Annotated in this window: 14 protein-coding genes and 1 pseudogene; 5 read left to right on the top strand and 10 right to left on the bottom strand. The window is 69.7% G+C overall.

What is annotated here, in order from left to right; translation table 11 throughout:
- Positions 1 to 9 precede the first annotated feature (9 nt).
- Genes OG884_RS35470 through OG884_RS35460 form a run of 3 tightly spaced genes read right to left on the bottom strand, consistent with a single transcriptional unit; the run spans position 10 to position 4,492 of the window.
- Positions 10 to 1,764: a nickel/cobalt transporter gene (locus tag OG884_RS35470; protein WP_326640180.1), complete on the bottom strand. Its 1,755-nt coding sequence runs from the start codon at positions 1,762 to 1,764 to the stop codon at positions 10 to 12.
- Positions 1,761 to 3,050, bottom strand: a complete 1,290-nt coding sequence (locus OG884_RS35465) for a tetratricopeptide repeat protein (RefSeq protein WP_326640178.1) — start codon at positions 3,048 to 3,050, stop codon at positions 1,761 to 1,763. The genes OG884_RS35470 and OG884_RS35465 overlap by 4 nt, the downstream gene beginning before the upstream one ends.
- 59 nt (positions 3,051 to 3,109) lie before the next feature.
- Positions 3,110 to 4,492 (bottom strand): DUF4331 domain-containing protein, encoded by a 1,383-nt coding sequence (locus OG884_RS35460; protein ID WP_326640175.1) that lies wholly within the window; start codon positions 4,490 to 4,492, stop codon positions 3,110 to 3,112.
- 467 nt (positions 4,493 to 4,959) lie between these two features.
- Between OG884_RS35460 and sigK the strand changes: the two genes are divergently transcribed.
- From sigK to OG884_RS35445, 3 genes are all read left to right on the top strand, one after another.
- Positions 4,960 to 5,553: an ECF RNA polymerase sigma factor SigK gene (gene sigK / locus OG884_RS35455; protein ID WP_326640173.1), complete on the top strand. Its 594-nt coding sequence runs from the start codon at positions 4,960 to 4,962 to the stop codon at positions 5,551 to 5,553.
- The gene (locus OG884_RS35450; RefSeq protein WP_326640172.1) at positions 5,550 to 6,302 is read left to right on the top strand and encodes an anti-sigma factor; all 753 of its coding nucleotides are present in this window, start codon (positions 5,550 to 5,552) and stop codon (positions 6,300 to 6,302) included. The genes sigK and OG884_RS35450 overlap by 4 nt, the downstream gene beginning before the upstream one ends.
- Before the next feature lie 67 nt (positions 6,303 to 6,369).
- On the top strand, positions 6,370 to 6,594 hold the full coding sequence (locus OG884_RS35445; RefSeq protein WP_326640169.1) for a hypothetical protein: 225 nt from the start codon (positions 6,370 to 6,372) through the stop codon (positions 6,592 to 6,594).
- Here the strand turns inward: OG884_RS35445 and OG884_RS35440 are convergent.
- The 7 genes from OG884_RS35440 to OG884_RS35410 all read right to left on the bottom strand — a co-directional run bounded on the left by OG884_RS35440 (position 6,573) and on the right by OG884_RS35410 (position 12,582).
- Complete coding sequence (locus OG884_RS35440) at positions 6,573 to 6,782, bottom strand: DUF305 domain-containing protein (protein ID WP_326640166.1); 210 nt, start codon at positions 6,780 to 6,782, stop codon at positions 6,573 to 6,575. The two genes, OG884_RS35445 and OG884_RS35440, sit on opposite strands and share 22 nt — an antisense overlap.
- Positions 6,783 to 7,766: 984 nt before the next feature.
- A complete protein-coding gene (locus tag OG884_RS35435) occupies positions 7,767 to 10,016 on the bottom strand; it encodes a heavy metal translocating P-type ATPase (protein WP_326640164.1) in 2,250 nt (749 codons plus the stop codon).
- 31 nt (positions 10,017 to 10,047) lie between these two features.
- Positions 10,048 to 10,824, bottom strand: a complete 777-nt coding sequence (locus tag OG884_RS35430) for a hypothetical protein (protein ID WP_326640162.1) — start codon at positions 10,822 to 10,824, stop codon at positions 10,048 to 10,050.
- Between the two features lie 224 nt (positions 10,825 to 11,048).
- Positions 11,049 to 11,261: a heavy-metal-associated domain-containing protein gene (locus OG884_RS35425; protein ID WP_326640160.1), complete on the bottom strand. Its 213-nt coding sequence runs from the start codon at positions 11,259 to 11,261 to the stop codon at positions 11,049 to 11,051.
- A 34-nt stretch (positions 11,262 to 11,295) separates the two neighbouring features.
- Complete coding sequence (locus OG884_RS35420) at positions 11,296 to 11,577, bottom strand: metal-sensitive transcriptional regulator (RefSeq protein WP_326640157.1); 282 nt, start codon at positions 11,575 to 11,577, stop codon at positions 11,296 to 11,298.
- 129 nt (positions 11,578 to 11,706) lie between these two features.
- Positions 11,707 to 12,183, bottom strand: a complete 477-nt coding sequence (locus OG884_RS35415) for an MFS transporter (RefSeq protein ID WP_326640156.1) — start codon at positions 12,181 to 12,183, stop codon at positions 11,707 to 11,709.
- Positions 12,184 to 12,300: 117 nt separating this feature from the next.
- The gene (locus OG884_RS35410) at positions 12,301 to 12,582 is read right to left on the bottom strand and encodes a heavy-metal-associated domain-containing protein (protein WP_326640154.1); all 282 of its coding nucleotides are present in this window, start codon (positions 12,580 to 12,582) and stop codon (positions 12,301 to 12,303) included.
- A 116-nt stretch (positions 12,583 to 12,698) separates the two neighbouring features.
- Between OG884_RS35410 and OG884_RS35405 the strand changes: the two genes are divergently transcribed.
- Both OG884_RS35405 and OG884_RS35400 read left to right on the top strand, forming a co-directional pair.
- Entirely contained in the window at positions 12,699 to 13,019 is a 321-nt protein-coding gene (locus OG884_RS35405) for a hypothetical protein (RefSeq protein ID WP_326640152.1), read from the top strand.
- Positions 13,020 to 13,317: 298 nt separating this feature from the next.
- A pseudogene (locus tag OG884_RS35400) lies at positions 13,318 to 13,866 on the top strand (ABC transporter ATP-binding protein); the annotation flags it as partial.
- Positions 13,867 to 13,903 lie beyond the last annotated feature (37 nt).

Here is a 13,903-nt window from a genome sequence, read left to right as displayed (position 1 = left end):
TGCCTCCCCTCAGGCGGCTCCGGCCAGGCCCCGCACGGCCAGCCCCATGCCGAGCGCGACGACGGCGACGGCGGTGCCGAGCGGGGCGAGGGACGACAGGCGGGCCGCCAGGCCGTTCCCCGCCACCGCCATGCGGTCGAGCCGTCCCGCCAGCCTGACCAGGAGCAGGCCGGTGATGGTCAGGGTGCCCGCCATCCCGATGCCATAGGCGAACACCAGCGCGATCCCGAACCAGGTGCGGCCGAGTGCGATGGCGCCGAGCAGGACGACGAGCGCCGAGGGGCTGGGTACCAGGCCTCCCGCCACTCCCATCCCGACCAGCCCGCGCCGCGAGCGCGCGGTTTGCTCGGCCCGAGCGGACGGCTCCCGGTCCAGCACCGCCGTCGGGGCGACTTCGCGGGCCGGGGGTGTGCGGCCCTGCGGGGAGCCGCCGTCCTCGTGACCGGAATAGCCGGGGCGCCGGTCATGTCCTTGAACGGAGGGCGCCTCCTCGTGCCCGTGTCCGTGCCTGTGCCCGTGCCCGTGTCCGTGCCTGTGTCCGTGCCTGTGTCCGTGCCTGTGTCCGTGCCTGTGTCCGTGCCTGTGCCTGTGTCCGTGCCCGAATGGGCCGTGTCCGGAGAGGGCGCCGCCGCAGTGAGCACGCCAGGCCGACCGCAGGAGAGCGGCGCCGATGACGGTGATCAGCAGGCCGCTGGCCAGTCCGAGCCAGCCGAGCACGCCCTCCCCGGTGAGGGTGGAGAAAGCGCTCAGTAGCAGGCCGACCGCGAGGACGCCCAGCGTGTGGGTGGCCGTCACGGTGGCGCCGACGACCAGCGCGTCGCGTGGGCGCCCTCTGCGTCCGGCGAGGTACGCGGCCATGATGGTTTTGCCGTGGCCCGGGATGAGAGCGTGGCCCGCGCCGAGCACTGCGGCCAGCAGCACGGCGAGCAGGCCCAGCGGCACGGTCAGTGACTCGGTGCCGACCAGTCCGGTGAACAGGCGGTCCAGCGCTGCCAGCGCGTCTGCGATGGGCCCGCCCGACACCAGCGGCAAGGCGACTGCCGTCGAACCGGTCCCGGAGGTCACCGCCAGCTCCACCGTGCGCTGGTCGAGCGGGCTGGCCAGTAGATCGTCGGGGTAGGCCCGCAGTTGCCGGCTCGCGCTCGCGCCGGGTACGGGCGGCCGCACCAGCCGTACCCCTCCGGAGGACACCGCGGTGATCTCTCGCCAGCCCAGCCGGTCGGTCAGGAAGTCATCGCTGAAGCCGACCGTCCCGTTCCCCGCCGGCCCCCCGGACGTCGTGGCCCCGGAGCCGGAGGCCGCAGGAGTGGCGGGTGTCCGGAGCGGTTCCGCGGTGGCGGTCAGGCGGCATGTCAGGCGGCTGGTCTGCAGGCCGCCCTGGCCGGGCTCGTAGGCGAAGACGGCTTCGGAGACCCGCCATGGTGTCGCGGCCCCGTTCACCGTCAGATGCTGCGCGGCGGCGAGTTCGGTGCACCGGGCGGTGCCATAGGACGACCGTTCGGCCTGCGAGACCGTTCCCGACCGGTCGGCGTCCACTGTGGGGCGGGCCTGGAGGGTGGGCAGCTCGGCGCTGTCCACGATCGCCAGGTTCTCCACCCGGTCCGGGGTGATCCGCAGGCCGTTGTAGTGGTTGATGGTGAAGTTGCCCAGGGGATGCGTCACCTGGGCGAGGGCGGGTGCGGCGGGCAGGAGAAGCGCCGCGCATACCGTCAGGCCGGAAACAGCCGTGATGACCGCGGTCCGGGTTGCCTTGTCGCGCATCATGAGAACCTCGCCAGGGCGGGAAGATCGGGGGAGAAGGCGGGATCGGCGTCGCGGACCCGCGCGGCCGATCTCCTGGACTCCGCGCCCAGACCGAGCGCGCGCTCGATCTCGGCGCGGTGGTGGTGGAGCAGGGCGTTGCGCCAGCCGGTGGCGGTGGCCTTGCGCGCGTACGGCAGAGCCTGCCGGTCGCGGCCGTCGCGGTGCAGAGCCCAGGCCAGGGCGTCGGCGGCGATCACGTTGGGGTTGCGGGCGTACTCGGCCTCGGCGTGTTCGACGGCCCGCGCGGCAGAGCCGTGATCGGCCTCGAACTCGGCCCAGGTCAGGTCGTCCCTGACCTCGGCCGCCTTCATCAGCTCCCGCTGCGCGCGCAGCAGTGCCCACTGTTCGGCGGGATCCTTTCCCGCCGCGGACAGCACCTCGGCGTACTCGATGATGTACTGGGCCAGGGGTAGCCGCCCGACCACGGCGGCGTAGAGCTCGGCGGCCTCGGCCGGCCGGCCGTCGAGCGCCGCGGCCCTGGCGGTCCCGGCGAGGGCCGGGGTGAAGTCCGGGGCGGCCCGCAGCGCGAGACGGTATTGCTCGGCGGCTCCGGGCAGGTCGCCGGCGTGCAGGGCCAGCTCGCCCAGGTAGTAGCGGCAGTAGGCGACGTCGGCGGGGGAGAAGGCGTCATCGAGGGCGTGCTCCAGCATGCGGCGCGCCGTCGCGCGGTCACCCCGGAGTTCGGCGGCGTAGGAGGCCCGGGTGAAGGCTGCGACGCCGGGACGCAGCTCCATCATCCTGTCGATCGCTCGGGTGGCCTCGGCGTAGCGGCCGAGCTGGGTGTAGGCGTCGGCCAGCACCGCTTGGGCGCCCTGGCCATAGGGGTTGGCGGTCTGCGACAGCTTGGCCAGCCGTACGGCCTCGGTGAAGTCGTGCCGACCGGCGGCGAGCGCGGCCTGGCCGGTCAGCGCGGCGAAGTTGCCGGGGCTCAGCGCGGCGGATCTGGACAGCGCCTGCTTGGCCTTCGGGTAGAAGGACGGGTCGGCGCTCAGGCGTGCCTGCTGGACGTAGGCCGAGCCGAGCTGTGCCCAGGCCTGATGGTCGCCCGGCAGCCGCCGGAGCCGGGTGGCCAGCGCTTGGATCGCATCGGTGAGGGAGGCGGCCGAGACCGGGGTCTCGACCGGCTGGAGCGGGGCGTCGGCGGCCGGCGGCGGTTGTCCGCCGGGGATCAGGGCCGCCCCCGCACTCAGCGCCGCCGCCAGGCTGAGCACGCCCGCGGCGAGCCGGGCTTTTGCGGATGTCTTCATGGTGATCACTCCCAGGGCCGGGTGCGGGACCCGCGAGGAGCGGGTCCCGCGTCGTCGAGTCAGCTCTCGTTGACCGACGTGTTGCCGGGCAACGGGATGTAGGGGAACCTCGTGCCGGACGGCCTGTCGTTCTGGTTCACCTTGTCGCCGGTGGCCAGCGCGTCGACGAGCTTGCCGCTCTGGGCGGCACCGGCCATCGCCTGCAGGGCGATGTCGATCACGTCGTCCCCGAGTCGGCGGCCGTTCGGGAAGCCCTGCAGGTCACCGGCGAGCACGCCCAGCCGGTTTGGTGTGGCTGCGGGCGCGATGGCCATGTTCAGCCGCAGCATCTCCGACGGGCGCAGCTTGCCCGCGTCCTTGTTGAGGCTCTGGGAGTTGAGGTCGGCCTTGATCGGGCCGTTGGCCTTGGCGATACCGGTCAGGAAGATCTCGACCAGGTCGGCTCTGGGGGTCTTCGGCGCGTTGAGGCCGTAGATGGCCTCAAGGAGCCGCGGAACCTCAGGGTGGGTGACGCGCTTGACCACGGCGGCGACGTCGGCGTCCCTGTGCGGGGGCAGCGCGTTGAAGGCGTCCTTCAGCCCGGCCGGGACCACGACCTCGTTGACCAGCGGCTGGCCCAGGCGGGAGACCTGGACGTAACCCCTCGGGCTCCACTTGTCCACGGTGGACCAGACACCGATGACCGGGTTGCGGCCGGCGTCGCCCTTCAACGCGACCTCGTTCTTTGGCACCTGCACGGCCAGGCTGTGCACGTTGTAGCCCTTGAGGGTGTCCTGGCCGACTTCGGACAGGTTGCCGCCGTAGAGCAGGTCGAAGACCCTCAGGTCGGCGAAGAAGGCCTCGTCGGCCTGGCCGGCGAAGGCTTTCCCGCCGCCGGGCAGAGCCTTGATCGACTGGGTGCGGAGCGAGCCGTAGTCGGGCATCGAGGCCGGGCCGGTGTTGCTCGGGGCCACCACGCCGTCCTTGACCAGGGTGCGCGTCCCCCAGTGGGTGATCTTCTTGAGCGTGTAGTGCTGCCTGAACAGCAGGTTCTCATCGTTCAGCGAGGTGATCGGGCCGTTGTTGTACAGGAAGGTGGCCGCGCCGCGCCTGTCCTCGTCGCGGAACGTCCACTGGTAGACGGTGTCGGGCTTCGCGTCACCGTCACTGTCGATTTTGATGCTGTAGCGCGACCTGGTGTCGAACTGGTAGAAGTTCGGCCCGCCGTTCGGTTCCTCGAACGGGATGAAGTTGGCCATCAGGGTGACGGTGTCGGGCCTGTCCGGGCTGACGAAGGCGTACACGTCGGTGTTGTCGTTGCGGGGGTCACCCGCGATCATGGGCGCCTCGCGGTGCGAGGAGGCCACGCCGGTCTCTGCTCTGAGCAGGGCGAACGAGGAGGCGGTGAGTACTCCCGCGACGCCGATGCCGATCAGGGCGCGCCGGTTGATTCGGAGCTCCATGTGTCAGTCGGTCCTTTCGGCTGCCGGTCACGGGGGTGACCGGCCTATGGGTTGTGGGGAGGAAGCATCCGGTCGGATTCCCCGGCCCCTTATTCGTCGTTGGACCGCCCTTGGATTGGTCGATTTTTTTCGGGTCATGGATCATCGCAAGATGAATGGAAATTTCAGTGATCCCACTGGTTAGAGCGCTAATGTGTCCTGAGGTTGGTGTGCTGGATCCTCCGCGCCCGCGACAGATCAAGCGCGGCGTGCGCGCACTCCGCGGCGGAGGTCGGCCGTCACCGGCCGGTGCGACGTCTTCGACATCCATGTCGGCCTCGATGACGCGTTGCGTGCCGTCGGCGGCGTCGACCGGCCCGCCGATCACCCGGGCTCCCGGCCGATCCCGATGGCGCAGACCAATCCATCCGCCGTACCGCTCCGAATGAGCGGTGGACCGCGTTGTGCGCGCATGGCAGGGAGAAGACATGAGACCCAGAGGGGTGCCGAGGCCGGTGGAGGGCCGCGACTTTGCTCAAAACGGGCTGGAAGACCTGCTCGAACATGTGGCACGGGGAGATCGCGCCGCCTTCGAACGGGTCTACGACCTGATCGCCGGCCCCGTCTACGGGCTGGTCCTGCGCGTGCTGCGCGACCCCGCCCAGAGCGAGGAGGTCGCCCAGGAGGCCCTCGTCGAAGTGTGGCGCAACGCCGCCCGCTACGAACGCGTCCGCGGCTCGGCCACGGCCTGGGTCATGACGATCGCCCACCGCCGCGCCATCGACCGCGTCCGCGCCGCCCAGGCCGCCGTCGACCGCGAGGAGCGTGTGGCCAGGCTGGAGGTGCGCCGTCCTTTCGACGAGGTCGCCGAGTCGGTGGAGACCCGTCTGGAACGCGAACGGCTGCGTCGCTGCCTGGCCGGGCTCACCGAGCTGCAACACCAGTCCGTCACCTTCGCCTATTACGGCGGATACTCCTACCGTGAGGTCGCCGAGTTGCTGAAGGTGCCGCTGGCGACGGTGAAGACCCGGATGCGTGACGGGCTGATCCGCATGCGCGACTGCCTGGGGGTGGAACGATGAACGGCATCGAGAGCGGCAGGGACCCGCACACGCTGGTCGGCGCCTACGTCCTGGACGCCATCGACGACCACGCCGACCGGCTGCTCTTCGAAGAGCACCTGGGTCGCTGCGCCGAATGCGCGCAGGAGGTGCGTGGCCTGGCGGAGACCGCCGCCAGGCTCGGCCAGGCAGAGGCCGCCGACCCGCCGCCGGCGCTGCGCGAGCGGGTGATGGCCCAGATCGATCACGTCCGTCAGGTGCCGCCCGCCTTCGCGCACGTACCCGGCTTGAGGAGCGGGGTCCGGTGGTGGCCCCGCCTGGCCACGGGCCTGGCCGCCGTCGGCCTGGCCGCCGCCGTGTCGCTGGGCCTGGTCGCCATCCGCCTCCAGGATCAGCTGGAGCAGGTCCAGCAGCGCGATCGGCAGATATCCGCAGTCCTGGCCGCCCCTGACGCCCGCACCCTCACCGCGACCGCGCAGCGAGGCGGCACCGCCACCGTGGTGCTCTCCCGCGCCCGGGGAAAGCTGGTGTTCCTGACCAGCGGGCTACCCGCCCTACCCGAGAACGGCACCTACCAGATGTGGCAGATCGGACCCGCGGGCATCCACTCGGCCGGGCTGATGCGCCCCGACGCCTTGGGCCACACCCCACCCGTCGTCACCGCCCCCGCCGCCACCACCACCCGGCTCGGCGTCACCGTCGAACCCGAAGGCGGCTCCACCCGGCCCACCACCCAGCCCCTGTTCCTGGTCGACCTGCCCGCCATTTGACCGCGGCATAGGGGTGGCCGCTGTCATCGCGCTCGCCGATTCACCGCTCATGTCCCACGTGGGCTCTTTGAGTAAAGACGATCTCATCGGAGCCGGGGCTGACGGCCAGGTGCACACCAGCGAGGACGCCGGTGAGAGCCGGCAGGCGGTGGGCCGGCTGCCGGGTCGGGCCTCCGCCTTCACGGCTGTCGACCGGCGGCGCCTCCTCGCGGCCATGGAGGACGGAACCATCGTGGAGTCGACGGACGGGGGAGGTCGATTCTCCGTGGTCTACCGTCCCGCCTCGAAGTGAGAGCTTGCTGGGCGGTTTCGATGGTCTTGGCGAGATCCTTGGCCTTGGGGTCGGCTCCCGGTGCCTGCTCCGTCCTGGCCATCTCGATCGCTCCCCCTGTGGTGAGCGATCATCAACTCGGAGAACATCCGGTCGAATCGCGTGCCCTTGACCGTCTGGAGCTTGCCCATGTCCTCCTCGGTCGTCATGCCGGGCATGCCGTGCCCGCCGTGGTCTCCCTCAGGAGCCGCGGGTTGGCTCCAGGCCGGTGCGACACCCGCGACGTGGACCGGCCCGAGTCGCCCGTCGTTTTCCCCTCACAGTCGCGGCCTGCCCTTTCCAATCATTCTACTATCCATAATAGTATAATGATTCGGCGTAGACATATGGCAGGAGACCTTCAAAGGGGCGGCCTGCCCCTCCTTGGGCCCGAATGCCGGCGGTGCCCCACGAGGATCGCGTTTCGTAGCGGAATCCACGATTGGCGATGGGAGAGGTTCGATCTCGGCACCCTCCGGCATTAAGGAGAAAGGCCCATGGCGGATCATATGGACACCCGGCGCGGCGACGGGAAGGACCGCAGCCGGCCTTCTCACCGGCCCAGGAGACGAATATGGCACACCACGGGGCCTTGGCGTAGCCGCGCACGTTCCCGCCGTCGCGAGCCACGGTCTCCTTGGCCCGGGGTGAGGGCATGTACCAGTCGTGGAACGGGGTGCCGCCGCCGCTGGCGTTCTCGGTGGTCGGGCGGCTCTTGCCCGTTCGCCCTGGCAACTTAAGATCTTCAGGGAGAAATCCCAGTTTGAACCAGCGACCTGTTCGCGGGCCGGAGAGATCGACCGCAGAACCCCATGAACCCCTGACGGGTAGGCCGATCGCCCTTGAGGCAAACTCCTACTAGGATCGATAATAGAGAGGATCATGATTCAAGCCTCTGCGAAAACCGTTATTCGGAGATCGATTCGGTTCGTCGAGATGACTGCGATCGAGTCCGCCCAAGAATCTTGGGCGGGTGCGTCGGTTCGGGACCCCCTTTCTTGCCGACCGTTGTCTCATCGGGGATATCGGCGACGGTCACACTTTTCAGGTCGTTCGTTGCGGGCTGTCGCACGACCGTCGGTGCGGGCTCGGCTCCTGACCGAACGCCGGCGCGGCCGGAGACGACCGTCGTCTCCGGCCGCACCGGCGTTCCGCTATTTGAAGTTGCGCAGGCGCAGGCTGTTGCCGACCACGAAGACCGAGGAGAACGCCATCGCGGCTCCGGCGATCATCGGGTTGAGCAGGCCGAGCGCGGCCAGTGGCAGGGCGGCCACGTTGTAGGCGAAGGCCCAGAACAGGTTGCCCTTGATGGTGCCCAGCGTCCGGCGCGACAGCCGGATGGCGTCCGCGGCCACCCGCAGGTCGCCGCGGACCAGGGTGAGGTCGGAGGCCTCGATGGCCGCGTCGGTGCCGGTGCCCATGGCCAGGCCGAGGTCGGCCTGGGCGAGGGCCGCGGCGTCGTTGACGCCGTCACCGACCATGGCCACCGACCTGCCCTCGGACTGCAGGCGCTTGACCACGTCGACCTTGTCGGCGGGCAGCACCTCGGCGATGACCTCCTCGATGCCGACCTCGGCCGCGACCGACCGTGCGACGGTCTCGTTGTCGCCGGTGAGCAGCACCGGCCTCAGTCCCAGGGCGCGCAGCTGCCGGATCGCCTCGGCCGAGGTGGGCTTGACGGTGTCGGCCACCGTCAGGACCGCGCGGGCGTGGCCGTCCCAGCCGACCGCGACGGCTGTGCGGCCCGCCGCCTGTGCCTCGGTGAGCGCTCGCTCCAGGTCGGCGGGCAGGTGCTGGGACCACTCGGCGAGCAGCGTGGGGCGGCCCACCAGCACGGCGTGTCCGTCGACGACGCCCTGCACGCCGAGGCCTTCGAGGTTGGCGAAGTCCTCGGGGGTGGGCAGCTCGCCCACTTGCTCGGCCGCGCCTCGGGCGACGGCCTGGGCGATGGGGTGTTCGGAGGCGTGCTCCAGGGCGCCCGCCAGGCGCAGCACCTGCGCCTCGTCCTCGCCGTCGGCGAGGTGGACACTGGCCAGGGTCATCTTGCCCTCGGTGACGGTGCCGGTCTTGTCGAGCACGACGGTGTCGACGGCGCGGGTGGATTCCAGCACTTCCGGGCCTTTGATCAGGATGCCGAGCTGGGCGCCGCGCCCGGTGCCGACCAGCAGGGCGGTCGGCGTGGCCAGGCCCAGGGCACAGGGGCAGGCGATGATCAGCACGGCGACCGCGGCGGTGAAGGCCGCCCCGGCGCCGCCGCCGGTTCCCAGCCAGAAGCCGAGCGTGCCGACGGCCAGTGCGATCACGATCGGCACGAAGATCCCGGAGATGCGGTCGGCCAGCCGCTGAACCTGGGCCTTACCGGTCTGAGCATCTTCGACCAGCCTGGCCATCTGGGCGAGCTGGGTGTCGGATCCGATGCGGGTGGCGCGGACGAGAAGGCGGCCACCGGCGTTGACGGTCGCGCCGGTCACCGTGTCCCCGGGGCGTACCTCCACCGGAACCGACTCGCCGGTGAGCATGGAGGCGTCGACCGCGGAGGTCCCCTCTTCGATCACACCGTCGGTGGCGATCTTCTCGCCGGGCCGGACCACGAACCGCATCCCCACCTTGAGCTGGTCGGACGGGATGCGGGTCTCGACACCGTCGCGCAGGACGGCGACGTCTTTTGCCCCCAGCTCCAGCAGCGCCCGTAGCGCGGCGCCCGCGCGGCGTTTGGAACGGGCCTCGAAGTAGCGCCCGGCCAGGATGAACGCCGTCACTCCCGCCGCGGCCTCCAGGTAGATGTTGCCTGAGCCGTCGATGCGCTCGATCGTGAACGCGAACGGGTGGGTCATCCCCGGCGTGCCCGCCGTGCCGAAGAACAGCGCCCACAACGACCAGCCGAGGGCGGCGATCGTGCCGAGCGAGACCAGGGTGTCCATGGTGGCGGCGCCGTGACGCAGGTTCGTCCAGGCCGCCTTGTGGAAGGGCCAGCCGGCGTATACCACCACCGGGGCGGCCAGGGTGAGCGAGAGCCACTGCCAGTTGGTGAACTGCAGCGCCGGGATCATCGCCATGGCGATCACCGGTACGGCGAGCACCATGGAGGTGATCAGTCGCTGTCGCAGCGACTGAAATTCGTCCTGCGGCTCGTTCTGTGATTCATCGCGTTCCGCACCGCTCTCGGGCTTCGCGGGAAGCGCGGCGGTGTAGCCGGTTTTCTCCACCTCGGCGATGAGGTCCTGGGGGTCGATGCCCTGGTCGAAGGTGACCTTGGCCTTCTCGGTGGCGTAGTTGACGGTCGCGGTCACGCCGTCGAGCTTGTTGAGCTTGCGCTCGATCCGGTTGGCGCAGGACGCGCAGGTCATGCCACCGATCGAGAGTTCGACCGTGCCTTGTGGTCTGTCATCGGTGAGGGAGGACATCACCTGCCCCTTTCGCTCGTCATGCCAGGTGTCAGTGGTCGTGGTCGCCGTGCGAGCCGGGTGTGGCCGGTGCGGTCTCCGGTGTCGGGCCCGAGGTCGTGGCCGGTGCCGGGAGCTCGCCGGCGCGGACGGTGAAGTCGGCGGTGCGCACGGTTCCTTCGTGCTGGAAGTCCAGGAACAGCCGGTAGTCGCCGCGGCTGGGCACCTCGGCGTAGAAGGTGATCTCCGGACCCGGGGGAGTCCTGCCGTCGCCCGGCTCCCCGTCGGGGTGCACGTGCAGGTAGGCCAGGTCCCCGGCGCGCAGGGCGACCAGGTGCCCGTATGCGCCCAGGTAGGGCTGCAGGTCGGTGACCGGATGGCCGTCCTTGCCGACCTTGAGGGTGAGCTTGCTGGACGCGCCGGGTGTCAGGGCCCCGTCCAGGGTGACGGTGTAGCCGTCGACCGTGGAGGTACGGCTTGCCGCGGGCAGCGGCCTGGGGTCATGAGCGCCGGGCGCCTGCACGTCGGTGCCCAGGGTCAGCCCGCTGCCACCCTCGGGGGTGAAGTCCGCGAACACCCGGTACGCGCCCGCTTCCGGCAGCGTCAGCTTCACCGACCACACACCGTCACCGGTCAGTTCGGGGTGCAGGTGCTGGAAGCCGCCCAGGTCGCGGGAGACCACGATGAAGTGCAGCTTCTTGCCGTGCTGTGTCCGATAGGCGGTGACGGGCCCGCCGTCGGGGCCGATCACGCTGAAACGAAAGTCCGTCGCCTGACCGGGCTCGACCGTGGTGGTCTCGGGGATCAGGGTGTAACCGTCCTGGGACACTTGAAGCCCTCCGGGAATGAATTTTCCAGCCGTCGGCGGGCTGGAGGTCGGCTCGGTGTGGGTTTCATGGCCGCCGGCCTGGCTCGGAGACGGGGTCGAGTGGATCGTGTGACCGTCGGCCGTGGGCTCGAGGCCGGTCGTGCCCACCGCGCTGCCGGCCCCCAGAGCCCCAGCGAAGATCACAGCGAGTCCGAGGACGTAGGCGCTCAATCTGACCGGTGTGTTCACGACGGAGTCACCACTTCGTACCCGGCCTCCTTGACCGCGGCCGTGATCCCCGCCGCGTCGATCGGGCTCTCGCTTCGTACGGTCACCAGGCCGGTGGCCAGATCCACCTCGACTTCGGTGACACCGGGGACCTCGCCGACCTCCTCCTTGACGGAGGAGACGCAGTGGCCGCAGGTCATGCCCTTGACGGTGTAGGTGGTGGTGATCATGACGATCACTCCTTCTGCTCGTTGGTTTCGTCGATCAGGAGCGGACGAGGCGGGCGATGGCCTCGCTGGCCTCCTTGACCTTCGCCTCGGCCTCGGCGCCGCCCTTGGCGGTCGCGTCGGCCAGGCAGTGCGCCAGATGCTCTTCCAGCAGGGACAGGGCGAAGGACTGCAGGGCCCGGTTGGCCGCCGACACCTGGGTGAGGATGTCGATGCAGTACTTGTCCTCCTCGACCATCCGCTGCAGGCCGCGGGCCTGGCCCTCGATCCGGCGCAGTCTCCGCAGATGGTCCTGCTTGTTGTCGGTGTAGCCGTGCATCTCTCCCCCTACGCTCAGCTTCTTCCCACCATAACACCATACCCCCCTAAGGTATTCCGGGTGGCTTCGTGAGACAGGCATCCGAGCGGGGGGCGACGGGGGCGTGCCGGGGCACACCCACGAATCGCGTCACACCTGTACGGCCTCGGGCTGATCACCTGCCTCGGCTGCGGCTGCCCGCTTCGGCCTGCGCATGAGCAGCAAGGCCAGTACGGCGCCGGCGCCGGCGGCGGCCACGGCTCCGGCTCCGATGAAGGCGGCCTGGAAACCACCGGTGAGCGCGGGCAGGTTCCCCAGCTCCGCAGCACCCCGGGAGGTGGCGATCGCGGTCATCACGGCCAGGCCGAGCGCGGAACCGATCTGGTAGGTGGTGTTGACGATCCCGGAGGCCAGACCGCTCTCCTCGGGCCGCATGCCCGACAAGGCCGACATCATGGCCGGAATGTATGCCAGGGACATGCCGACCGCGGCGATCAGTGAGGCGGGCAGCACATCGGTGGCGAACGTCCCGCCCGGCCTGGCGAGCGACAGCCCCGCCAGGCCCACGGCCAGGACGAGCAGGCCGACGACGATCAGCGGCTTGCATTCCTGATTCCTCGCATCCACACCGTGGTGGCAGGATGCGTCATGGGGGTTGGGTGTGATGTCGAAGTCGGACCGGCCCCGCGGGTGGGCGTGCATGCCAGTGCACGCCCACCGTCTGTTCTTTCGGGCGAAGTCGCCCTAGGAGGCGCTGACCGGCGAGGCGTCGGCCAGCGCGTAGCCCGCCTGGTCCACGGCCGCGCGGATCTCCTCGTCGGAGAATCCCGCCCCGCTGACGGTGACGGCGCCGCTGGCCAGGTCGACCTGGACGCCGGTCACGCCGCCGACCTTGCCGATCTCGGCGGAGACCGACGAGACGCAGTGCCCGCAGGTCATCCCGCTGACCTGGTAGGTGGTTCCGCCGTTGGCCTCCGCCTGTGCGGAGGTGCTGTCCGCGGTGCCGCACGCACATGCCGTGCACATATGGCTCTCCTCTCGCATGTACCCCATGGGGGTATCTCGGCTTGCGACCTTAACATACCCCCTAGGGGTTCAATTCCCAATAGGGGGTTGAGGTTTTCAGTGAGAAACGGTGCGTTATGCCGGCGAGCCTGGCCGCGCACGGCGTCACCACCGGTGGCGACGTAGGCGGAGACGCCTCCGTCGAGAGGGTGGAGGCCGGCGGGCTGGGCATCGGCCCCGAGAACCGCTCCCGTCTTTCGCCGTTGCTGTTCGAGCACATCAATTTCCACGGTTTCTACCCGTTCAACCGTCCTGACCTGGGGTGGAGGGCTCCGCGAGCCGCGCGACCCCAACGTCGCCGACGAACAGGAGTAGTCCACCTGGGGGAGACATGCCAGGGCCTGGGCGAGACGGCCTCCCCTGCCGGGGCCTGGAACGCCGGTAAAGGAGAACTCTGAGGATCGCGGGCTTCGGCCCGGCGGCGCGGCGGCTTGTTTGAGGATCTGGATGCTTGCGATCACTCGCGTTAAGCAACTCATGTTGACCAATCCCAAATTAGTCAACTAGGGCTGCTTACATGTCCGGTGCTGAGACTCCCGTTCCTCAAGAGCCCGCTGATGCGCTGGCGGCTGTGGCGGCGTTGAGACACCTGGCCGACCAGATAGAGGACGCCGCCGTCGAGCAGCATGCGAGGTGGCTGGAGGTGGCCACAGGTCGCCGAGGCGCTCGGCGTGAACCAGAAGGAAAGGCGAGACGATGACGACGAGCGAAGTCGTGCTCGATGTCGACGGCCTGCGCATGCGCTACGGCACGACCGACGTCCTGCATGACGTGAACTTCCGAGTACAGCAAGGAGAAGTGCTGTGCCTGCTCGGGCCGAACGGCGCGGGAAAGACCACCACGATTGAGATCATGGAGGGTTTCCGGATGCGCTCGGCAGGCCGGGTCGAGGTGCTCGGCACCGATCCGGCACACGGCGACGAGCGATGGCGGGCGAAGGTCGGGATCGTCCTGCAGTCCTGGCGTGACCATGGCAAATGGCGGGTCCGTGAACTGCTGGAGCATCTCGGTTCGTATTACGCCGCCTACTCCACCGAGTTGGTCAAACGGCCGCGGGAGGTGGATCGACTCGTCGCGGCGGTCGGCCTGACCGAGCAGGCGGACAAGAAGGTCAGGATGCTCTCCGGCGGCCAGCGGCGCCGGCTGGATGTGGCGATCGGCCTGGTGGGCCGCCCGGAGCTGGTGTTCCTCGACGAGCCCACCGCTGGGCTGGACCCGGTGGCCCGGCGTGGTTTCCATGAGCTCTCGGCGTGCCCTACGCTGAGCGCGAGTCCTTCCAGCA

Origin of the sequence: Streptosporangium sp. NBC_01755 (assembly GCF_035917995.1) — a bacterium.
In the GTDB taxonomy this organism is placed as follows: domain Bacteria; phylum Actinomycetota; class Actinomycetes; order Streptosporangiales; family Streptosporangiaceae; genus Streptosporangium.
The sequence above is the reverse complement of the archived record's forward strand: the minus strand, read 5'-3'. Positions and strand labels throughout refer to the sequence as shown.